General features: G+C 59.7%; 21 protein-coding genes and 1 riboswitch. Of the genes, 11 read left to right on the forward strand and 10 right to left on the reverse strand.

All coding sequences use genetic code 11. From position 1 onward, the window contains the following. Positions 1 to 7: 7 nt before the first annotated feature. The 4 genes from GSVR_RS19865 (at position 8) to GSVR_RS19880 (ending at position 3747) form a co-directional block, all read left to right on the forward strand. Positions 8 to 337: a hypothetical protein gene (locus tag GSVR_RS19865; protein ID WP_173195535.1), complete on the forward strand. Its 330-nt coding sequence runs from the start codon at positions 8 to 10 to the stop codon at positions 335 to 337. Then, positions 334 to 2244, forward strand: a complete 1911-nt coding sequence (gene selB, locus GSVR_RS19870) for a selenocysteine-specific translation elongation factor (RefSeq protein ID WP_173195536.1) — start codon at positions 334 to 336, stop codon at positions 2242 to 2244. The genes GSVR_RS19865 and selB overlap by 4 nt, the downstream gene beginning before the upstream one ends. 67 nt (positions 2245 to 2311) lie before the next feature. Then, the gene (locus tag GSVR_RS19875; protein WP_173195537.1) at positions 2312 to 2467 is read left to right on the forward strand and encodes a hypothetical protein; all 156 of its coding nucleotides are present in this window, start codon (positions 2312 to 2314) and stop codon (positions 2465 to 2467) included. Further along, the gene (locus GSVR_RS19880) at positions 2467 to 3747 is read left to right on the forward strand and encodes a glycosyltransferase family 2 protein (protein WP_173195538.1); all 1281 of its coding nucleotides are present in this window, start codon (positions 2467 to 2469) and stop codon (positions 3745 to 3747) included. The genes GSVR_RS19875 and GSVR_RS19880 overlap by 1 nt, the downstream gene beginning before the upstream one ends. A 5-nt stretch (positions 3748 to 3752) precedes the next feature. Here GSVR_RS19880 and GSVR_RS19885 read toward each other — a convergent pair whose 3' ends face one another. Beyond that, entirely contained in the window at positions 3753 to 5765 is a 2013-nt protein-coding gene (locus tag GSVR_RS19885) for a molybdopterin-dependent oxidoreductase (protein ID WP_173195539.1), read from the reverse strand. A 108-nt stretch (positions 5766 to 5873) separates the two neighbouring features. Here GSVR_RS19885 and GSVR_RS19890 point away from each other — a divergent pair, with 108 nt between their 5' ends. From GSVR_RS19890 to GSVR_RS19905, 4 genes are read left to right on the forward strand one after another with little or no spacing between them, the layout of a single operon-like run. Next, complete coding sequence (locus tag GSVR_RS19890; protein WP_173195540.1) at positions 5874 to 6434, forward strand: glycine cleavage system protein R; 561 nt, start codon at positions 5874 to 5876, stop codon at positions 6432 to 6434. A gap of 3 nt (positions 6435 to 6437) precedes the next feature. Then, on the forward strand, positions 6438 to 6944 hold the full coding sequence (gene def / locus GSVR_RS19895) for a peptide deformylase (protein ID WP_173195541.1): 507 nt from the start codon (positions 6438 to 6440) through the stop codon (positions 6942 to 6944). Positions 6945 to 7000: 56 nt separating this feature from the next. Then, entirely contained in the window at positions 7001 to 7549 is a 549-nt protein-coding gene (gene amrA / locus GSVR_RS19900) for an AmmeMemoRadiSam system protein A (protein ID WP_173195542.1), read from the forward strand. Positions 7550 to 7594: 45 nt separating this feature from the next. Continuing rightward, positions 7595 to 8767 (forward strand): methyl-accepting chemotaxis protein, encoded by a 1173-nt coding sequence (locus GSVR_RS19905; protein WP_173195543.1) that lies wholly within the window; start codon positions 7595 to 7597, stop codon positions 8765 to 8767. A gap of 138 nt (positions 8768 to 8905) precedes the next feature. Here GSVR_RS19905 and ppdK read toward each other — a convergent pair whose 3' ends face one another. Together ppdK and gspG are read right to left on the reverse strand one after the other, a co-directional pair. Beyond that, a complete protein-coding gene (gene ppdK, locus GSVR_RS19910; RefSeq protein ID WP_173195544.1) occupies positions 8906 to 11566 on the reverse strand; it encodes a pyruvate, phosphate dikinase in 2661 nt (886 codons plus the stop codon). A 244-nt stretch (positions 11567 to 11810) separates the two neighbouring features. Next, positions 11811 to 12251 (reverse strand): type II secretion system major pseudopilin GspG, encoded by a 441-nt coding sequence (gspG, locus tag GSVR_RS19915; protein ID WP_173195545.1) that lies wholly within the window; start codon positions 12249 to 12251, stop codon positions 11811 to 11813. 303 nt (positions 12252 to 12554) lie between these two features. Here gspG and GSVR_RS19920 point away from each other — a divergent pair, with 303 nt between their 5' ends. Next, the gene (locus GSVR_RS19920) at positions 12555 to 12827 is read left to right on the forward strand and encodes a cytochrome c7 (RefSeq protein ID WP_173195546.1); all 273 of its coding nucleotides are present in this window, start codon (positions 12555 to 12557) and stop codon (positions 12825 to 12827) included. A gap of 55 nt (positions 12828 to 12882) precedes the next feature. Here the strand turns inward: GSVR_RS19920 and GSVR_RS19925 are convergent, their stop codons facing one another. From GSVR_RS19925 to thiS, 7 genes are all read right to left on the reverse strand, one after another. Then, positions 12883 to 13758 (reverse strand): A/G-specific adenine glycosylase, encoded by an 876-nt coding sequence (locus GSVR_RS19925; RefSeq protein WP_173195548.1) that lies wholly within the window; start codon positions 13756 to 13758, stop codon positions 12883 to 12885. A gap of 75 nt (positions 13759 to 13833) precedes the next feature. Continuing rightward, entirely contained in the window at positions 13834 to 15864 is a 2031-nt protein-coding gene (gene uvrB, locus GSVR_RS19930) for an excinuclease ABC subunit UvrB (protein WP_173195550.1), read from the reverse strand. Between the two features lie 222 nt (positions 15865 to 16086). Then, complete coding sequence (gltX, locus tag GSVR_RS19935) at positions 16087 to 17490, reverse strand: glutamate--tRNA ligase (RefSeq protein ID WP_173195552.1); 1404 nt, start codon at positions 17488 to 17490, stop codon at positions 16087 to 16089. A 163-nt stretch (positions 17491 to 17653) separates the two neighbouring features. Continuing rightward, complete coding sequence (locus GSVR_RS19940; protein WP_173195553.1) at positions 17654 to 18595, reverse strand: TIGR01212 family radical SAM protein; 942 nt, start codon at positions 18593 to 18595, stop codon at positions 17654 to 17656. After that, complete coding sequence (gene thiE / locus GSVR_RS19945; protein ID WP_173195555.1) at positions 18576 to 19220, reverse strand: thiamine phosphate synthase; 645 nt, start codon at positions 19218 to 19220, stop codon at positions 18576 to 18578. The genes GSVR_RS19940 and thiE overlap by 20 nt, the downstream gene beginning before the upstream one ends. 55 nt (positions 19221 to 19275) lie before the next feature. After that, complete coding sequence (locus GSVR_RS19950) at positions 19276 to 20058, reverse strand: thiazole synthase (RefSeq protein WP_173195557.1); 783 nt, start codon at positions 20056 to 20058, stop codon at positions 19276 to 19278. Positions 20059 to 20125: 67 nt separating this feature from the next. Further along, positions 20126 to 20329, reverse strand: a complete 204-nt coding sequence (gene thiS, locus GSVR_RS19955; RefSeq protein ID WP_173195559.1) for a sulfur carrier protein ThiS — start codon at positions 20327 to 20329, stop codon at positions 20126 to 20128. A 47-nt stretch (positions 20330 to 20376) separates the two neighbouring features. Further along, positions 20377 to 20476, reverse strand: a riboswitch (TPP riboswitch). Positions 20477 to 20741: 265 nt separating this feature from the next. On the opposite strand from thiS, the gene GSVR_RS19960 reads away from it, so the two are divergent. Next, positions 20742 to 21833 (forward strand): AAA family ATPase, encoded by a 1092-nt coding sequence (locus GSVR_RS19960; RefSeq protein WP_173195561.1) that lies wholly within the window; start codon positions 20742 to 20744, stop codon positions 21831 to 21833. Between the two features lie 87 nt (positions 21834 to 21920). After that, positions 21921 to 22244, forward strand: a complete 324-nt coding sequence (locus GSVR_RS19965) for a flagellar FlbD family protein (protein ID WP_173195563.1) — start codon at positions 21921 to 21923, stop codon at positions 22242 to 22244. Positions 22245 to 22247: the final 3 nt, after the last annotated feature.

A 22247-nucleotide genomic window follows, 5' to 3' on the forward strand; every position in this document is an offset into this window, starting at 1 on the left:
ATCTTACATGGATCAATTTCATCTGCCGCTGTTCCTGCTGAACACTCTGCTGGTGCTGTTGGACGCCTCTCTCGGCTTTTTCCTGGCTCCGCGCCTTTTATCGCTCTTCAATCCCGATGATCCCGAGGCCGGCGCGAGCGTGGCACGTTCCACCCGCCGTCTCCTGCCGGCCATCGTGGCGCTGTACATGTTCTTCAACTGCCTCGGATACTTTCAGGCCCGCCCGGCCTACCTGCTGACAGTCTGCGGTCTGATCCTGACCGATCTGGCACTGCAGTTGCTGTTGCGCCGCAAGGCGCGCAGATTCGAGACGGATCAGGGGGACGAGCACCAGTGAAACACCTGATCCTCGGCACGGCCGGACATATCGACCACGGCAAGACCTCTCTGGTCAAAGCCCTGACCGGCACCGACACCGACCGTCTCAAGGAGGAGAAGGCGCGCGGCATAACCATCGAGCTGGGGTTTGCCCATTTGCAGCTGCCGGGGGGTGTCCGTTTCGGGATCGTGGACGTGCCGGGGCACGAAAAGTTCGTGCGCACCATGGTAGCCGGCGTGGGTGGCATGGACCTGGTCATGCTGGTGATCGCGGCTGACGAGGGCATCATGCCCCAGACCCGCGAACATCTCGATATCCTGCGGCTCCTGGGGGTCAAAAGCGGATTGGTGGCATTGACCAAGCGCGACATGGTCGACAACGACTGGCTGGAACTGGTGACCGAAGAGGTGCGCGAATTCGTGGCCGGAACCTTTCTGGAGCAGGCCCCCATCTGCGCGGTCTCTTCGAAGACCGGCGAAGGACTGGACTGGCTCAGGGAAGAACTGGAGCGCCTGGCCGGCGAGGTGGCCGAAAAGCGCCGCGAAGGGCACTTCCGCCTGCCGGTCGACCGGGTCTTCACCATGCCCGGTTTCGGCACGGTCGTGACCGGTACGCTGCTGGCCGGCGAGATAACAGTGGGAGATGAACTGGAATTGCTGCCCGGGGAACGCCAGGGCAGAGTGCGCGGCATCCAGGCTCATGGCACCAGTACCGACAAGGGGCTGGCCGGCCAGCGCCTGGCCGTCAATCTGCAGGGCATCGACCTGTCCGAGGCCCACCGCGGCGATGTGGTGGTGCCCCGGGAGACCTTCCGGGCCACCCGGGCGGTGGATGTGCGCCTGGACTACCTTTCCTCGGCTCCGCGGCCGCTGAAGCACCGTTCCACGGTACGTCTGCACTCGGCCACCTACGAGGTGCCGGCCCAGGTGATCCTGCTGGACCGCGACGCCCTGCAGCCGGGAGAGAGCGCCTACGCCCAGCTGCGCCTGAAGGAACCCGCGCTGCTGCTCTCCGGCGACAGTTACATTCTGCGGGCCTTTTCGCCCCAGGTAACCGTTGGGGGGGGCATTACCCTCGATCCGTTCCCTCCGCACCGCCGCAGGCGGAGCGCCGATGCGCTGGCCCTGCTCGAAGCGCTGGATACTGCAGAACACCAGCGCACCCTCGGGCTGATCATCGGCCAGAGCCTGTTGTCCGGCATCGGCCACGACGAGCTGCTGCTGCGTGCCGGTATTTCCCGCAAGGTGGCCGAAGCGGCCCTGTCGGCGCTGCTCGGCTCGGGCGAGGCCATCCAGGTGATACGCGAACCGCGGATTTTTCTGGCACGAGAGGCGTTCGACACTCTGAAAAAAGGCCTGCTGGAGGAAGTGGCGGCATTCCTGTCCGCAAATCCGCTCAAGGCAGGCATGGGCAAGGAGGAGCTCAAGACCCGTCTGCCCAGACGGAGCGACCCGCGTTTCTTCACGCCGCTGCTGGCTGCCCTGGAGCGGGATGGGACGGTGGTGTCCGACCGGGAGATCGTCAAACCGGCCGGCCGGACCATTGGTGCCGCCATTGCGACCGACGGCCTGGCCGCCAGAATCGCTGCCTTTCTGCAGGAAAAAGGGATCGAGCCCCCCACCATCAAGGAGATCATGGAGCGCTTCCGCTGCGACGAAAAGAGTGTGCGCGACAACCTGGCCCTGCTGACCAGGAACAACGACGCGGTACGCATCTCCGGCGATCTGTTTTATGCCACGGCTGCCTTGGATGGCCTGCGGGAGAAACTGGTGGCGCTCCTGAAGGACAAGGGTGAAATCACCCCTCCCGAGTACCGCGATGTGACCGGCCTGTCGCGCAAGTTCCTGATCCCGCTCCTGGAACATTTCGACGGCGAGAAGGTGACCATCCGGGTGGGTGACAAGCGGATGCTGCGGAAGCGGTGAAACAAGCGTGCCGCCGACCGATCGAGGGGCAGATTTCGAATAAATGCGACTTGCAAGGAACACATAAATGACTACATTATCCTTGCGACCACCCGACGACCTGAAGCACGAGATTGAGGTCAGGCTTCGTCGACAGCGGTTCATGGAGGCCAGCCTCAGGGTGCGCGGCGAGAGCACGCGGATAAACGCCGAATTCGAAGCCATCGAGGACGCCCCGCAGTAATGGAACCTTCCGGTAATCCTTTTATTCCCACAGCCATCGCCGCCTACTTCGCCAAGCGCGCCGTATCCGCCCCCTGGCACATCACCGAACCCCCAGCCGGAATATTTCACGGCGCTGTGGTCATCCCCAGCCTGGCGGAATTGCAAAACCTGCCCCGCACCCTGCATTCGCTGGCTCAAAACCCGCCCGACCTGCTGGAGCGCTTCCTGATCCTGGTAGTGGTCAACCAGCGCGGCGACGCCTCTCTGGAAGAACAGGCCGACAACCAAACCACGCTGACCACGCTGCCGCAGTGGCGACAGCGGTACGGCCTGACAAACCTGTGCTGGGTCGATGCCGCCTCCCCCAGCTGCGAACTGCCCTTAAAGCAGGGGGTGGGGCTGGCACGCAAGATCGGGCTCGATCTGGCCCTGTCGCACCTGGACTATCGCGATCACGATCCGCTGCTGGTCTGCCTGGATGCCGACACGCTGGTGCAGCCCGACTATCTGGAGGCTATTGTCCACCACTTTGCCGTTGCAACTGCCGGCGGAGCCTGCCTTCCCTTTCGGCATCAACCGGCCGCAACGCCGCAGGGGCAGGCTGCCATCGACCGCTATGAGCTGTTCTTGCGGGTCTATGTGCAGGGACTGGAGCTGGCCGGCTCCCCCTATGCCTTTCATACCGTGGGGAGCGCCATGGCGTGCCGGGCTTCGGCTTATGCCGCAAGCGGCGGGATGAACCGGCGGCTGGCGGGTGAGGACTTCTACTTTCTGCAGCAGGTGCACAAGACCGCCGGTGTAGCCCCGCTCTCCGGCACGGTCGTGCACCCCTCGCCGCGCTCCTCGCACCGGGTCCCTTTCGGCACCGGCCGCGCGGTGGGGGACATGCTGGCCAAGGGCAATGAGCAGATGCTGTTCTATCGACCGGAGCTGTTCGGCATACTGGAGGAATGGCTTGGATTGGCTCGAGACTATGCGGATGAGGATGGCGGGGGGATAACGCAACGGGCGGGCCGGGTGGCGCCGCACCTGGGCAGTTTCCTGGAGCAGGCCGGTTTCGGCGCGGCCTGGGACAATATGAAGCGGAACGCTCCCAGTCGCGACAGGCTTCTGAATGCCTTTCACGGCTGGTTCGACGCTTTCCGTACCATGCGGTTGATGCATCACCTGACCGACTGCGGCAGCCCCCGCATCGCGCCCGAGCAGGCCGTGGCACCACTGCTGGCGCGGGCCGGACATGGAGATCCGGGAACCGTAGCCGGTCAGTTGGAACTGCTGCGTTCGGTGCAGGGGCGATAGAAGCGCTAGGCTGCTCTCACATCCACTGCCACGTCGTACAGGGTACTGCCCCGCCCGCCGTCGGTCAGGCGCTGGGAGGTCAGGGCATTGACTCCCCGCTCGCCGGGGATGAATTCCCGCCACCAGACCCCTTCGGTGACCACTGTTCCTGCGGGAACGCGCTCGGTAACCTTCAGGGAGAACTCCACCTCCCCCAATCCGTTGAATGCGACGACCGCAGCACCATCGGCAAATTCCCGCTGCTCGGCATCCAGCGGATGCATCATCAGCTGCATGCATTCCTGCCGGTCCCGCAGGCCCTCCTGCTCGTAAAAGGAGGAGTTAAGAGCAAAGGGGGTGGTAGCCGGCTGAAGGCGCAGCGGCAGCCGGTCCCCTTCGGCATGGGTCGGCAGCAGACGCGGCAGATGCTCCTTCTCGCGCGGGTTGAGGATTTCGATTCTGCCGGAGGGGGTCCGCCAGCCCCGCTTCGGGTCCGATAATGGCGTCAACTGCACCGGTTCGCCCCGGCGCAGACGCTCGTTGTCGGCAGCAGTCCGCCAGGTGTTGACCTCGTCCACCAGCAGTTCGATCACTTCCTCCGCAGACAACTGAAAGAACGGCTCATCCCAGCCCATGCTCCGGGCCAGCAGTCCGAACACCTCCCAATTGCTTTTGGCCTCCCCCACCGCAGGAATTACTGCCCGGCAGCTCTGGGCGTGGTACCCGCCGTAGCAGCGGTACAGGTCGGGGTGCTCCAGCGACGAGGTGGCAGGCAGCACGATGTCGGCGTAGCGGGCGGTATCGGTCATGAAACGTTCGTGCACCACGGTGAACAGGTCCTCGCGGGACAGCCCGCGGATGACGGCATTCTGGTCCGGGGCAATGGCTGCCGGATTGGAGTGGTACACGTACAGCGACATGATCCGCGGATCGTCCAGATCGTTGAGCGCTGCTCCCAGCTGATTCATGCTGACCATGCGCGCGGGCTCCTTCTGGAAATCCTCCCGTGTGACAAGATACAGCGGAAAGGCTCCGCCGGTGGAGGTACTGCAGAAAATGCCCCCACCCGGCCGCTGCCAGGCACCGGTCACAGCCGGCAGGCAGGAAATGGTGCGCACGGTCATGGCGCCGTTGGCATAGCGAGTCAGGCCGCTCCCCAGCCGGATGAAGGGGGCCGCGGCAGCGGTATATTCCCGTGCCAGGCGCTCGATGGTTTCGGGCGCAAGCCCGCAGACGGCCGACATCCGCTCAGGGGTGCACTCCCGCAGAACTTCCGCCTCGAAGGTCTCGAAGCCGAGTACGTTTGCGTCGATGAACTGGTGGTCCGCCCACCCCTCGCGCACGATGACGTGCATCATCCCCAACGCCAACGCCCCGTCACAACCGGGCCGGACGAGAAAAGCCTCGTCCGCGGCATCGGCGGTGGGTGTGCGGTAGGTGTCGATCACCCACAGCCGGGCGCCTTTATGACGTGCTTTCTGCGCGTCCCGCATGGCATGGATGCTGGTGGCAGCGGCGTTGATGCCCCACAGGATCACCAGGTCGCTGTGTGCCATCTCGGTCGGATCCATGGCGGGCGTATCACCCATGATCTGTTTCCAGCCCGCATCCTTGGCCGGGGAGCAAATGGTGCGCTCCAGCCGCGAGGCGCCCAGCTTGTGAAAAAAGGCATGGCCGCTGTTGCGCTGCACCAATCCCATCGTACCGGCGTAAGAGTATGGTAGAACGCATTCGCCACCGAAGGCTCCGAGCAACTCCTGCCAGCGCGTGCCGATGCGCTCGATGGCCTCGTCCCAGCCGATCGGCGTGAAACGTCCTTCACCCTTGGTTCCGGTTCTGAGCAGTGGAGTGGTCAGACGACGGGGCGAGTGCACGGTCTGCTGGTAGTTGTTCATCTTGGGGCAGAGCAGGCCGCGGGTCATGGGGTGATCAGGATCTCCGCTCACCCGTACCGCCCGACCATTGTTCACTTCTACCAACATCCCGCAGGTATCGGGGCAGTCATAGGGGCAAACGGAGCGTGTAATGGTTGTTTTCATGGCGTTTTCCTTTATAATAGGGCGGCAGTATACCTGATATAAAAAACATTTGCAGATGAAATCGTTTAGTGTTAAGCAACCCTGTATACAATTTCATCGGGGGCTCCAATGATGCAACACCTTGAAACCGCTCACTATGCTGTTTCAGTAGTTGGCAAGGATCGGCCCGGCATTGTGGCTGCCATTGCCGAAGTGCTCTTTCGACTGGGCTGCAACATCGCCGATTCCAGCTGCACCATGCTGGCCGGTGAGTTCGCGATGATTCTGATCGTCTCCCACCCCAAGCCGTTCAGTAAAACACGCCTGTTCGAAGAAATCAAACCTGTCTGCGATGGTCTCGGCATGTCCCTGGCGGTACGCACGCTGCATGCCGATGAAATCGTGCGCCAGGAGGCTGCCGGCGAGATCTGCCTGGTGTCGGTCTACGGGGCCGACCGGCCCGGCATCGTGTACCGCGTCACCCACGAACTTGCCCAGCGCAACGTCAATATCATGGATCTTTCCACCAAACTGGTCGGCTCCCCGGCCGAACCTGTCTACGTAATGATGTTGGAGGCAGCCGTTCCTTCGGGCCAGACGCCGGAAGATGTGGAAGGGCTGCTGGAGAGCCTCAAAAAGGAGCTGAACGTGGAGATCGGCGTACGGACCATCACGCCGGTCACCCTCTGATATATGCCGATCCAAACCATCCTCTGCTATCCCCACCCGGTGCTGAAAAAGATCTGCCATGAGGTGGGCACCATTGACCGCGACATTCACACTCTGGTCGAGGACCTGTTGGACACCATGCACGCCGGCCCCGGTTCGGTCGGAGTGGCCGCACCGCAGATTGGGGTGACCCTTCGCGTCTGCGTGGTGGATGTCTCCGGCAGCCGCCAGGGGCGTGAAAACAATCACGGCCTGCTCCGCATGATCAATCCGGTCATCCTTTCCCGGCAGGGCGCAGCCGTCATGCGCGAAGGCTGCATGAGCATCCCCGATTACACCGGCGACGTCGAGCGGGCCACCGAGATCACCGTGCGTTTCACCGAGCCGGATGGAACGGTGCGGGAAGTCACCGCGACCGGTTTCGAAGCGGTGGCGATCCAGCACGAGATGGACCATCTGGACGGAATGCTGTTCCTGGACAGGATCGTAAGCGTGAAGACCGGGCTGTTCCGCAGAAAGCATTATCGCTAGGTGAGCCCGGCAGGATAGCCAGACAGTTTTGAACCCGCTGTGAAGAGGGAGATTGCATGGCCGAACTTCTCACGAAAACGGAACAGAAGGAACTGCTGAAAATTGCCCGGGATACGATCAATGGTTTTGTCATGACCGGCGAGGCGCCCCCCGTGGATGCAAATTCCCCCGGCATGTGCGCCGAGAACGGCTGTTTCGTCACCATCAAGCAGCATGGCCGCCTGCGGGGATGCATCGGCAACTTCATGTCGGACAAGCCGCTTTTCCGCCTGGTTCAGGAAATGGCCATCTCAGCCGCCACACAGGACCCCCGCTTCTACCGCATGAAACCCCAGGATCTCGAAAATTTCGACCTTGAAATATCGGTACTCTCCCCCCTCAAAAAAATTTCCGCCCCCGAAGAGATCCAGGTCGGTAAACATGGGCTTTATATTGTCAAAAACACCTATCGCGGTGTTTTGCTGCCCCAGGTCGCGACCGAGTATGGATGGGACCGGGAAACGTTCCTGAAACACATCTGCCTCAAGGCGGGCCTGCCGGAGAACGCCTGGAAGAAGCAGTGCGACATCTATGTTTTCACGGCGCTGGTGTTTGCCGAAGAGTGATCCGGCCGTTTTTCAGACTGTTGCACATCATCAAAGGGGGTGAATATGTTTTTGTGGGAATGGTACCGCGGGCTGCAGATCAAGACACGCCTGTGGGTATTCTGCATCTGCTACAGCTTTTGTCTGGTGGCGGTCGGTGTTGCCGCCCAATTCGGCTTTCTCGTCATGTATGCCACCATCGCCCTTTCGATAGTGCTCGGTGCCGTTTTCTGCTTCGTCAACATCATGTCGATCATTGAACCCATCAACAGGGCCATCGGACACCTTCATGAAATGGCCGGCGGAAACCTCTCCCAGCAGATAGTCATCAAGCGCAGGACGGAGTTGAGCAGGATACTGGCCTCCATCATCGAACTGCAGAAGGCCATGCAGCACATGATCTCCGGAATGCAGTCATCTTCCAGCCAGATTTCGGATGCATCCGACCTTCTGCGCAGTTCTTCGTCGCGTATTTCTTCGGGCACCGTGGAAGCCTCGCAGCAGTCCAGCTCAGTCAGCCTCGCGGCTGAAGAACTGGCCTCCGTCAGCAGTTCCATATCCAAGAGCTGCCACGTGATGGCATCCAAAGCCTCGGAAACTGATACTGCAACCCGTGACGGTGAAAAGGTCATTTCCAGCATGACCACCATGATGGGAGAGATCGAGCGGATGGTAATCGGAACGACCGAGGCGGTCAAGGCACTCGGTACCAACTCGGAGCGCATCGGGGACATCGTTGTGGCCATCGGCGACATTGCCGATCAAACCAATCTGCTGGCCTTGAATGCTGCCATCGAGGCGGCCAGGGCCGGGGACCAGGGGCGTGGTTTTGCGGTTGTGGCGGACGAGGTGCGCAGCCTGGCGGAGAGAACGACCAAGGCCACCCAGGAAATACAGGGCATCATCGGCAGCCTGCAGAGCGATGTTAAAAATGTCGTGACTTCCATGGAGCAGAGTTCCGGCAGCGTACGCAACGGGACCAGGGATGTGCAGCTCTCCAGCCAGGCGATCGGCACGATCAAAAGCCACATCGGCCCGTTGATCGAATGCGTTTCCCAGGTGGCAACGGCCGCGGAACAGCAGTCAGCGACCGCATCAGGTATCTCCGAAAGCATCCACCACATTTCGGAGGTGGTGAATGCTTCCGCTGAGAGCGCGCAGCAGACCGAAGCCGCAGCTTCCGAACTGTCACGCACTGCCGTCGAATTGCGATCGATCGTGAGCCGCTTCAGGGTTTGAAAAATCAGGACTGGTTGAATCCGTATAAATCGCCGGACATACCGGGGTCACCGTAAACTCGGGAGATGGGCAAAACAAAAGGGGATGGATCGCATGATCCATCCCCTTTTTGTGCTATCAGCGGAACGATGAAGAAAATCAGGAACTTAATGCAGCATGAGCGGCGGCCAGGCGGGCGATGGGCACTCGGAATGGCGAACAGGAGACGTAGTCCAGACCGATTTCGTGGCAGAACATGACCGAGGCCGGATCGCCGCCATGCTCGCCGCAGATGCCCAGCTTAATGTCCGAGCGGGTGGTGCGTCCCTGCTGGCAAGCCAGCTTCACCAGCTTGCCCACCCCGGACTGATCCAGCGACACGAACGGATCTTCCGGCAGTATGCCGCTATCGACGTAAAAAGGCAGAAATTTACCGGCATCGTCGCGGGACAGACCAAAGGTCGTCTGGGTCAGGTCGTTGGTGCCGAAGGAAAAGAATTCGGCCTCAACCGCAATCTCGTCGGCCGTCAGGGCGGCACGGGGCAGTTCGATCATAGTGCCGATCAGGTACTCCAGCTTGACCCCGTACTGCGCAATGACCTCCTCGCAGACAGCCGCGGCATTCTGCTTCAGCACCTGCAGCTCCTTTACGGTAGCGATCAGCGGGATCATGATCTCGGGCACGATGGTGAAGCCCTCATCCCTGACGAGTTCGCAGGCCGCCTCCATGATGGCGCGCACCTGCATGTCGTAAATTTCGGGAAAGGTGATGCCGAGTCGGCAGCCGCGATGTCCCAGCATCGGGTTGAATTCGTGCAGGAACTCGATCTTGTGCTTGATGGCACCGACCGAAACCCCCATGGTTTTGGCCAGGTCCTCGATGTCCCTGTCTTCCTGGGGCAGGAATTCATGCAGCGGCGGGTCGAGCAGACGGATGGTGACCGGCAGCCCCTTCATCTCACGGAAAATGCCGATGAAGTCCCCCTTCTGCATCGGCATGATTTTGGCCAGGGCCCTTTCACGCCCTTCCAACTCGTCGGACAGGATCATTTCGCGCACCGCCGCAATGCGCTCGGCATCGAAGAACATGTGTTCGGTGCGGCACAGGCCGATCCCTTCAGCCCCGAAGTCGCGGGCAACTTTGGAGTCGTGGGGGGTGTCGGAATTGGCGCGGACCTTCATGGTGCGGAAGCCGTCAACCCACCCCATCAGGGTGCCGAAATCGCCGGTCAGCTGCACCGGAATGGTCGGCACGGCCCCCAGCATGACCTCTCCGCTGGAGCCGTTCAGGGTGATCAGATCCCCCCGCTTCACTACCACGCCGTTTTTGGCGGTAAATGTCTCCGTCACATAATCGACTTTGATATCTCCGCAGCCGGCCACGCAGCATTTACCCATGCCGCGGGCAACCACTGCGGCGTGGGAGGTCATGCCCCCGCGGGCAGTGAGGATGCCTTGGGCCGCATGCATGCCGTGAATATCTTCGGGGGACGTTTCGATCCTGACCAGGATCACCTTGCGGCCGGTCTTGGCTTCGGCCTCGGCTTCATCGGCGGTGAACACCACTTCGCCGGATACGGCGCCGGGCGAGGCAGGCAGCCCCTTGGCAATCACCAGCTTCTCGGCTTTAGGGTCGAGGCAGGGGTGTAGCAACTGGTCGAGTTGGTTGGGCGCCACGCGCAGAACGGCGGTCTTCTCGTCGATCAGCCCTTCCCTTACCATTTCGACCGCGATCTTGATGGCCGCAGGCGCGGTGCGTTTGCCGTTGCGGGTCTGCAGCATGTAAAGGATGCCTTTTTCGATGGTAAACTCGATATCCTGCATGTCCTTGTAATGCTTCTCGAGAATGCCGCGGATCTGGACCAGTTGCTGGTAGCAGTCCGGCATGACCTCCTCCATGGAAGGCAACTTACCGTCCTTGTCCTTTACGCGGTTGATCGGCTGCGGGGTGCGTATGCCGGCCACCACGTCCTCTCCCTGGGCATTGACCAGGAATTCACCGAAAAAGTAATTCTCCCCGGTGGAGGGATCGCGGGTAAAGGCCACGCCGGTGGCACAATCATTGCCCATGTTGCCGAATACCATTGACTGTACGTTGACGGCAGTACCCCAGTCGGCCGGGATGTTGTTGAGCTTGCGATAGGTGATGGCGCGCTGGTTCATCCAGGACCCGAACACGGCACCGATGGCACCCCATAACTGTGCCTGGGGATCATCGGGAAATTCCGTGCCCAGCTCCTTTTTTATGGTTGCCTTGAAAACCCCCACCAGTTCCTTCCAGTCAGCAGCGGTCAGATCGGTGTCGAGATGTACGCCGCGCTGTTCCTTTTTCTGCTCCAACAGGTGATCGAGGATTTCCTTTTCCATTCCCATCACCACGTCGGCATACATCTGCACGAAACGGCGGTAGGCATCGTAGGCGAAACGCTCGTCGCCACTCTGGGCAATGATGCCCTGCACGGTGGTGTCGTTCAACCCCAGATTCAGGACGGTGTCCATCATGCCCGGCATGGAGGCCCGGGCGCCGGAGCGGACCGAGACCAGCAGAGGATTGGCTGGATCACCGAATTTTCTGCCCATCAGCTCCTCCACCCGCCTCAGGGCGGCTACCACCTCTGCAGCCAAGGCGGGTGGGTAATTGCGATCGTTCTTGTAGAATTCGGTGCAGACTTCGGTGGAAATGGTGAAGCCGGGAGGAACCGGCAGACCGATGCTGGTCATTTCGGCCAGATTGGCCCCCTTGCCACCCAGCAGGTTTTTCATGTCGGAGCGGCCCTCGGCTTGGCCGTCACCAAAAAAATAAACATACTTCTGGGTCATGTTTCTCATCCTCCTCGCAAATGTCAGCTACCATTTAAAAAAGCTAAAAACTTTTATTTTTAATAAAAATAATAGGTTAGCAGAATGGGACTATAGCGCAGAATGGTAAAAAAACAACTGAATTATACAAATTTAATCACCACAAAGTCTCTTGAGAGGGGCTTGCAGACACAAAAAAAGGGATTGAGATCATGCGCACAGGCATGATTTCAATCCCTTGGGTTCATCAACGATATCAAGCGCCTTACTTTACATCTGCACTGCTGATATCGGCATTCTTGCCCTCTCCCCCTTTTGCACCGTCGGCACCATAGGACAGAAGATCATAGTCACCCTGCTCACCGGGTGATATGTAGATGTAATCGTTGCCCCAGGGGTCCTTGGGAACCTTCTTGCTTTCCAGATAGCCTTCGCTCTTGTAATTATTGGGAATCGTTCCGACTGTTGGCTTGGTCACCAGTGCCGAAAGCCCCTGCTCAGTGGAAGGGAATGTACCGTTGTCCAACTTGTACAGTTTCAGGGCTGTCTCGATATTCTTGATCTGAACCTTGGCATCGGTAATCTTGGCGTCATCGGTGCGGCCCATCAGCCGGGGGCCGACCAGAGCTGCCAGCAGAGCCAGGATGACAATTACCACCATGATCTCGATCAGGGTAAAGCCGCGTCGGTTGTCAAGCTGTTTCATCTGAATGCTTCCTCCTCGTATTGGTTGTAACCTGATAATTTTTACACAGTCCTGCCTGGCAAGGCAAGATTTTATGCTTGCAGCCGGTAATAAGCCAGAAGAGAACGTACCCCATTTGCGGTAACAAGAACCCCGAGGGGGGTTAGAACTGTCCAAAAAAGCCGGTAAATTCCCCACCCCAAGGCGTTGGGGCCGAGTTATTGAAAGGGCGGGCGAGGCCGGGTATCTTTCGTCTCACCGTTGGCACGACAAGTGAATAATCTGTCACAACGGTTTTCAAATCCCCAAAAATGGAGTCGTCCCATGAAAAAGACACTGATCGCCCTGCTTGCCCTCACCGCATTCGCCGGAACCGCCCTTGCTGCAGACGTCATCGAACTGCCGGCATCCATGGGAAAAGTGACATTCCCGCACAAGAAGCACCAGGAGATGCTGAAGGACTGCTCGAAGTGCCATGCCAAGGGCCCCGGCAAGATCGCCGAGCTCAACAAGGACTGGGCCCACAAAACCTGCAAGGGCTGCCACGTGGAAATGAAGCAGGGCCCCACCGGCTGCAAGGACTGCCACAAGAAGTAATACGAGCCAACAGCGTATCAACGGGGGCTGGCCTGATGGCCGGCCCTTTTCTATTTCATGGCGACGACGACTGCCCGGCCACCATCAAGGTGGAACCGACCCGAATAAGAAAACCCTCGCGTTGCAGGTCGCACAGGTTTTTCTCCAGCAGCTCAGCTTCAACCTCAAGACAACTTTTCAGCTGGGACGCCGACAGGCCCGATTCCGCCAGAACCGCTCCGAGAATCCTGCTGCGCAACTCGCGGTTGGAGCCTTTGAAGGGGGACTGACGGATATGATGGGCACTCCGACGGCCGGGATTGGGATGTGCCTGCTTCAGCATCACACCGTAATCCATCAGGGCATAGTACCATTCCCGGGGATTGCTGCGGTCCAATGTGGCCGATACCAGCGGCATGATGTCACGGTCGGCAACCTGCTCCCGGCCTGCAAAGAAGAGATGCAGAAAGACCGTCCGGATGTTGGTTTCGATCAAGGGGGCGGCAATGCAAAAGGCAAAGGCAGCCACGGCGCGGGCGGTATAGAAGCCGATGCCGGGCAGCGTTTCCAGCGTTTCGATCTCTCCGGGCACCTTGCCGTTAAAGCGGGTCATGATGGCCGTACAGCAGCGCTGCAAGGCAATGGCGCGGCGGTTGTAACCCAGCCCCTGCCAGACCCGCAACACCTCGGCCAATGATGCCGCGGCCAATGCAGCAGGGGTGGGGAAGGCATCCAGAAACTCGACGTATTTTTTCCTGACCCGTTCCACCTGGGTCTGCTGCAGCATGATCTCCGATACCAGAATCGCATAGGGATCGTCTGTTTCACGCCACGGCATCGGACGGGGATGGGAACGGTGATGCCCGTAGATCAGCTCACGGAACGAGCCGATCTCCTCCGCGGTCAGCACGTTCCTCTGATCCGGGTTCGCCGGAACGCTTTGAAAACTCATGCAGCCTCTCTCGAAATTCAGTAATGCCCCTGCCGGTTCTTCAAAAATGGCTTGGTCGGGAATAGGGCCGAAAATCTATCTCAGCGCCAGTTCCTGTTCCTCCAACTGCTTGACCTTGTCCCGCAGTTCCGCCGCCCGTTCGAAATCCAGCTCCTTGGCGGCTGCCAGCATTTCTTTACGCAGTTTCTTGACCAGCTTGGGAATATCCTTGGGGGCCACGTCGTATCCGGCGGATGGTTCAGCGACATTGCCGCCCGGCGTGAAGTAATCGCGCTCCTCGATCGTGCCGAGGATGGTGCGCATGCTCTTCCTGACCGTCTCGGGGGTGATGCCGTATTCGCGGTTATAGGCCAGCTGCTTGCTGCGGCGACGCTCGGTTTCGTCGATACACTCCTGCATGGAGCGGGTAATGCCGTCGGCGTACATCAACACACGCCCGTGGACGTTGCGTGCGGCCCGGCCGCAGGTCTGGATCAGGGAGCGGCTGGAACGCAGGAAGCCCTCCTTATCGGCATCCAGAATCGCCACCAGCGAGACCTCCGGCAGATCCAGCCCCTCGCGCAGCAGGTTGATGCCCACCAGCACGTCGAATTCCCCCAACCGCAGATCGCGCAGGATCTGCATCCGCTCGATGGTGTCGATATCCGAATGCAGGTACCTGACCCGCACCCCCAGCTCGCGGTAGTAGTTGGTCAATTCCTCGGCCATACGCTTGGTCAGGGTCGTTACCAGCACCCGCTCGCCGCGGGCCACGGTTTCGCGCACCTCGTGCAGCAGGTCGTCGACCTGCCCGACGCCCCCCGTCCCGGCCGTTACCGGCCGCACTTCGATCTGCGGATCCACCAGGCCGGTGGGGCGAATAACCTGTTCCACGAAAACACCGCCGCTCTTCTCCAGCTCGTAATCGGCCGGCGTGGCCGAAACATAGACTGCCTGGTTTACGCGCGTCTCGAACTCACCAAAGTTGAGCGGCCGGTTGTCCAGCGCGGCCGGCAGTCGGAAACCGTATGTCACCAGGGTATCCTTGCGGCTGCGGTCGCCGCGGAACATGCCACCCACCTGCGGGATACTGATATGCGACTCGTCCACGAACAGCACGAAGTCCTTAGGGAAATAGTCGATCAGGGTATAGGGGGGCTCACCAGGCTGGCGGCCATCGAAATAACGCGAGTAGTTTTCGATCCCCTGGCAGAAGCCCATCTCCTCCATCATCTCGATATCGAAGAAGGTGCGCTGTTCGATGCGCTGGGCCTCCAGCAGCATGTTCTCGGTGCGGAAGTGGCGGATCCGCTCCCCCAGGTCGACGCGGATCTGCTCCACAGCCCGCTCCAGGGTCTCGCGGCTCGAAACGTAGTGGGAAGCGGGATATATGGCGCATTTGGAAAGCCGGTGCAGCACCACTCCCCGCAACGGATCGATCTCGCTGATGCTCTCGATCTCGTCGCCAAAGAACTCGATCCGCAGGGCCTTCTCGTCGTCATAGGCCGGAAAGACCTCGATTACATCCCCCCGGACCCGGAAGGTGCCGCGGTGGAAATCGGTGTCGTTGCGCTCGTACTGTATCTCGACCAGTTTTCGCAGCAGGGTGTCCCGGCCGTAGTCCTCCCCCTGGTGGAAGAAGATGTGCATGCTGGCATAGGCCTCGGGCGAACCGATCCCGTAAATGCAGGAAACCGAAGCCACGATGATCACATCCCGGCGGGTCAGCAGACTGCGGGTAGCCGAGTGGCGCATCTTGTCGATCTCGTCGTTGATGGCGGAATCTTTTTCGATGAAGGTGTCGCTGGTGGGGATATATGCTTCAGGCTGGTAATAATCGTAGTAGGAAACGAAAAACTCGACGGCGTTCTCGGGGAAGAGCTCCTTGAACTCGCCGTAGAGCTGGGCCGCCAGAGTCTTGTTGGGGGCCAGCACCAGCGCTGGCTTGCCGACGGTGGCAATGACATTGGCCACCGTGTAGGTCTTGCCCGAGCCGGTAACCCCCAGCAGCACCTGATGGCGGTCCCCCGCCTCGATGCCGGCCACCAGTTCGGCGATGGCCTGGGGCTGGTCGCCGCGGGGGACATAATCGCTGACGATCTTGAAAGGGGAAGCGTTCGTGTTCATGTGTCCATCATATGCCCAGGCCGCAACACTGTCCAGCAGCATCCTGGGAAACGTCCGTTACCGGGGCATCCGTGCGGCACTATTTGCCAATCCATGCGCGGTAAAAGCGGGTATCCCAATGCCCAGCTGTGCCACAACCGAGGCCGGAAGCGCGTCACGCACCGGGGACTGTCCATCTCAGCCAAACATCGGATAACTGCGGTAAGCGGAGAGCTTTCCAGCTCACTCCGAAACAGCCTGCCGCGCCCGTTCGATCCGGCGGACGACCTCCGCTGTTCCAAGAGTAACGATCATTTCACCGATACCGGGCGCCTGGGTACCACCGGAAAGGGCGATCCGGACCGGCTGGCCCACCTGGGGCATCTTCCAGCCGTTTTCCGTGCAGATCTCCTTGAAAAGCGCATCGAATTCCGCCGCCGTGGTAGCCGTGGCTGCTGCCAATTTTTCCGCCACAACGCCGTAAACCGCCATCAGGTGCGCTTTCTCGAATTTAGCCAGGGCGGCCTGATCATAGGCCTCGGGCGCCCGGTAATAAAACAGGACCGCATCTGCCATTTCGAGCATAGTGCGGGCCCGCTCCTGCAGCGTGGTGACGGCAGCCGCCAGGTCGGGGCCTCCTGCTGCAGGGTCGATGCCTCGCTCTGCCAGAAAGGGGAGCAGCAGTCGCGACAGCCGCTGAGGATCTCCGCTTTTGATGTAATGGGCATTCAGCCAGAGCAGCTTATCGGAGTTGAATACGCTGGCAGAACGGCCGACACTGCCGATATCGAACTTGGCCACCATCTCGTCGCGGCTGAAGATTTCGTCGTCGCCGTGGCTCCAGCCGAGCCGCACCAGGTAGTTGTTCAGTGCTTCGGGCAGGAATCCCATGTCACGGTAAGCGATCACACTGGTGGCGCCGTGGCGCTTGGAGAGGCGCGCCTTGTCGCTGCCGAGGATCATCGGCACATGGGCGAACTGCGGCACCGGAAATCCGAGCGCCTGGTAGAGCTGGATCTGGCGCGGCGTATTGTTGACGTGGTCGTCGCCCCTGATGACAGTGGTTATGCGCATGCTGGCATCGTCGATCACTACGCAGAAGTTGTAAGTCGGCGTACCGTCGCTGCGCTGGATAATGAGATCGTCCAACTCCTCATTGGGAAAGGAGATTGTGCCCTTGATCAGGTCGTCGAAGGAAGTGCTGCCCTCCTGCGGCGCGAGAAAACGTACCACGGACGGTTTATCTGCCGGAGCGTCCTTTAAGTTGCGACACCTTCCGTCATACTTTGGCTTGCGCCCCTCGCGCATGGCCTGTTCCCGACGGGCTTCCAGCTCTTCGGGCGAACAATAGCAGCGGTAGGCCTTACCCTCGTCCAGTAACTGCTGCACATGCTGCTTGTAGAGCGGAAAGTTCTCCGACTGATAGAAGGGCCCCTCGTCCCAATCCAACCCGAGCCATTCCATCCCCTGCAGAATCGCATCGACCGACTCCTTGGTTGAGCGCTCCACGTCGGTATCCTCGATGCGCAGAATGAATGTTCCCCCCTGCTTGCGGGCCAACAGCCAGTTGAACAAAGCGGTACGGGCTCCACCCACGTGGAGGTACCCGGTTGGGCTGGGTGCGAAACGGACTCGTAGATCGGACATATGCTGACTCCTTCTAGAGATTTTGCGTACGGTGCATTTTGAAACAAATACGTAAAACTATATACAGCCGAGCCTCCGCAGAAACGCTCCATGCGATCCAACCGTAGTGGCTCTTAAATCCGGTGGAGGCGGAAGACGTCACACTTTCAGAGCGGTTGAAATTTCAGTCCAGACGGCATCCTTGCCATGAACCGCGCCGGACCAGTTCGTTGACCACCGCGTACCACATCTGGTTGTTCTTCAGCCCCCACCGCGGCGCCACGCCGATAGCCAGTGGCGCCGACCCGTACAGGCGCTGGACCGTGACCCGCGCTGGAAGCCGTTCCAGGAAGTCGGCGACTGTGGCTACATATTCCTGAAACTCGAGCGGCCTGAATTCGCCCCGGCGATACAGCTCGGCCAGTTCGGTCCCCTCCACGGCATGCAACTGGTGCAGTTTGACCGAATCGATCGGCAGCCCTGCAATCAGCTCGGCGGTCCTGAGAAACTCGGCAGCGGACTCGCCGGGAAAGCCATGGATCAGATGGGCACAGATGTCAAAATTCCGTCTGGCAGCGCGTTGCACTGCCTGCACAAAATCGTCCAGCGTATGACCGCGGTTGATGCGGGCCAGGATGGCATCGTCCATGGACTGCAGGCCCAGCTCCAGACAGACATAGTGCGTGCGGGCAATTTCGGTCAGAAGCTCCAGCGCACCGTCCGAGAGCGAATCGGGACGAGTCCCGACCGAGATGCCGATCACCGAGGGCATGGCCAAGGCGCGGCGGTACAGCTCGGCCAGCATCTCTACCGAACCGTACGTATTGGTGTATTTCTGGAAATAGACGATAAATTTTTCGGAACCGAGCCGCTGCCGGTGATACGCCACGCCGTGGGCAACCTGTTCTTCAAGCGGGATCGCTGCCAGGGTGTCCTTGGGAGAAAACGAGACGTTATTGCAGTAGATGCAACCACCGGTGCCCTTGCTGCCGTCGCGGTTGGGGCAGGTGAATCCTGCGTCCACGTTGACCTTGCTGATCCGGCAACCGAAGCGGCGTCGCAGGTAATGCCCGTAAGAGTGGATTCGGAGCTCGGGATGTATGCGTTCATCGGGAGGATTGAACATGTTTCTCGATCGTTTGAAGCAGTGATACGGCCGCTTGACGCGGATCTGACGAGGCCATGATGGCGGAAATCAAAGCAATGCCGCCGGCGCCGGCTGCCAGAACCTCACTTATTGACGTAATTTTGACACCACCGAGGGCAAATACGGGGATATTGACACGGGAGCAGACCATTTTCAGCGCCCCCACTCCGAACGGCGGTCCGAATGATGCCTTGGAAGGGGTATGGTAGACCGGACCGAAGGTGATGAAATCGGCGCCGTCAGCCTCGGCTTGGCAAGCTTCGTCGCAAGCATGGGCAGAGTAGCCGATCAGAAAGCGTGGCCCGGCCAGTCTGCGCGCCTCCCTTATCGGCAGGCTGGCGGCTCCGAGATGAACCCCGTCGGCACCGACCGCCAGTGCGACATCCAGGCGGTCGTTGATGAACAGGCGCGCGCCAAAGGCTGAGGTAATGCTGCGCAATTCCATTGCCAGCGCGAAGCAGTCGCGGCCCCCAAGATCCTTTTCCCGAAGCTGGACCGCCCGAACGCCCCCCTCCAGCGCCGCCCTGACAACGCCCGACAGTGAGCCCCCGGGAGATTGTGCCCGGTCCGTAATGAAATAGAGGCTGAAATCAGCAGCAGACATCGCAACTGTCACTGGAAGCAGGGACGTGCCGTCCGGGCTGGCGGGTCATCCTGAGCTAAAGGAACATGCCATCCAGCGGACTGGAGGCGTTGGCATACAGCTTGCGCGGTATTCTTCCCGACCGGTAGGAGAGGCGGCCAGCCAGCACTGCCAGTTTCATGGCTTCCGCCATGGCGATCGGGTCGCTGGCGCCGGCAATGGCGGTGTTCATCAAGACCCCGTCACACCCGAGTTCCATTGCGATGGCCGCATCCGAAGCCGAGCCGACGCCGGCGTCCACAATCACCGGCACCTTGACCGTCTCCAGGATGATGCGGATATTGTAGGGGTTGCGGATGCCGAGTCCGCTGCCGATCGGTGCCCCCAGCGGCATGACGGCCGCGCAGCCGATATCCTCCAGCTTGCGGCACATGATGACGTCGTCGCTGGTATACGGCAGAACGGTAAAGCCCTCTTTAACCAGTATGCGGGCCGCCTTGAGCAGCTCTTCGTTGTCCGGGAAGAGCGTCTTCTCGTCACCCAGCACCTCCAGCTTGACGAAATCCGACAGACCGGCTTCGCGGGCCAGCAGGCAGGTTCTGACGGCATCGTCTGCCGTGTAGCAGCCGGCAGTGTTCGGCAGCAGGGTATACTTATTCGGGTCAATGTAGTCCAGCAACGATTCCTGGTTTCGGTCGGAGATATTGACCCTGCGCACGGCTACGGTGATGATCTCAGCCCCTGAAATCTCAAGCGCCTGCACCATCTGTTGAAAACTGGCGTACTTCCCGGTGCCGACCATCAGTCGCGACCCGAATTCACGCCCTGCTATGACCAGTTTATCGTTTTCGAGTGACATATATTTTATTCCTCCGATAGATCAGGCACATAGAGCGAACAAAAAACTGACTCACTCAATCTCAGCCTTAACACCCGCCCCCGACGAACTGCACAATCTCGATCCTGTCCCCTGCCGACACTATGCGAGCACCATAGGTGGCTTTGGGAACGATGTCGAGGTTCACTTCGACTGCAACCCGTTCAGGCTTGATGTGCAGGTGGGCCAGCAGTGCCGCGATATTGACACTATCCTCGACTTCCATGGGTTCACCATTGACCAAAACCTGCATGTTTTTTTCTCCTAAAACGGAAAAAACCGCAGAAGCGGCTTGTGGATACTGATTTCGTTGCGCTTCCCTACGCCGGCATTACCCGGATCAGGTACTAAGGGTCACGGCCCAAGGCCGCTCTCAGTCGAAACTCCCCCAGCGATATTACGAATAAACTAGATGATTGGCCTCGGGCTGTCAACGTAATTTATCCGCTCAAAACGCACAGCCTGCCCCTTCTGTTTCCTGCCGTTGCCGTTAAAATAACTACCGGCAATTCGATTTTTGTGGTACTGTTGCGCGACTCTTTACACGCTTCTTGCATAAAACGAACAATATCGATACGCAGGCCCCGCGAGTCAATCCCGCATCCAAACCTGCAGGTCACCAGACGGCTGACCAACAACACACCTCACACGAGGGTCCCCGAAACATGTGCAAAAAGATATTCATCGCCGCCACCGGCCAGCACTGCGGTAAAACCACCATCAGCCTTTCCCTGATGCACCTGGCACGCAAAAAATATCAGCGGGTTGGATTCATCAAGCCCATCGGCCCCAAATGCATTCAATTCCGCGGAATGACCATGGACATGGATGCCGCCATGATTGCCGGTGTGTACGACCTGCAGGAAGATGCACACCTCATGTCTCCGATGACCCTGACCTCCGGCTCCACCCGCCAGTTCCTGGACGGCGAAATTGCCCCCGACTACCCTCGCGAGGTGATTCTCAAGGCGGTCGAGGAGCTGGAAAAGAAGTATGATTTTCTGGTCATCGAAGGCGCCGGTCATGGCGGAGTCGGCTCGGTTGTCGGCATGAACAACGCCCACATTGCCCATCTGACCCAGGCACCGGTGCTGATGGTAACCGGGGGGGGCATCGGCAGCGTCATCGATGCCGTCGAGCTCAACCTGGCCCTCTACAAGGAAGCTCAGGCTGATGTCCGCATGATCATGGTAAACAAGCTGGTGCCGGAAAAAAAGGAGCGCTCGCTGATCTATCTGCGCAAGGCCTTCGAACCGCGCGGCATCACGGTGACCAGCGCCTTCAATTTTTCCCCGGTGCTGGCCCACCCGACCCTGCAGCATGTTGCCCACCTGCTGGAGCGGCCGCTGAAAGGGGACCCCAACGAGCGCAGTCGCATCTGCCATACCATCCAACTGGGTGCCGCCTCGTCACAGGTCGTGATCGATCATCTCAATGAGGCCACGCTGCTGATCGTCACCAGTTCGCGCGACGAACTGATCGTGACCGCGTCCTCCCTGCACCATATGCCCGACTTCAAGCGGCGCCTGACCGGCCTGATCATCAGCGGCCACGCCCCCATGTCCCGCATAACGCAACAGATCCTGGAAGACAGCCAAATCCCTTACATCCGCATCGATGAGACATCATCCGAGGTGTATTACCGCCTGCGGGAACATGTCTCGAAAATCGGCCCAGACGACAGGGAGAAAATCGAGCTGATCAACTCCACCGCTGAACGTTTTATAGATTTCGAGGCAATCGATGCGCTGCTGTGAAAGCCGGGCTGCCCGCGGCAAATAATTCTTGACCTCGCATGGTTTTTCCTATTTATAAAGTAAAGACTTAATAAAGACGGTACCGACATGATATTTTTGACCCGCATGGACAAGCAGCACACCTTCCTCAACCCTGACCACATTGTCAGTATCGAGGAGACGCCCGATACGGTCATCACCCTGTTCAATGGCCACCACCTCATCGTCTGCGAAAGCGCCTCGGTCATCATCGACAGGATCGTCGCCTTCCGCGCCAGAATCCTGCGGCGGGCACAAACCGGTACCGACAGAAAGTACCTCGGCCGAGCCCGCAAGAAACTCTTCCGCAGCCTTACGCTGAACCGCAAAAACGTGATCCCGCTCGACAAGAGCAAACAGGTTTCGACACCACTCCACACTCAGGATTTCTAGCGT

Source organism: Geobacter sp. SVR, assembly GCF_016865365.1.
Taxonomy (GTDB): domain Bacteria; phylum Desulfobacterota; class Desulfuromonadia; order Geobacterales; family Pseudopelobacteraceae; genus Pelotalea.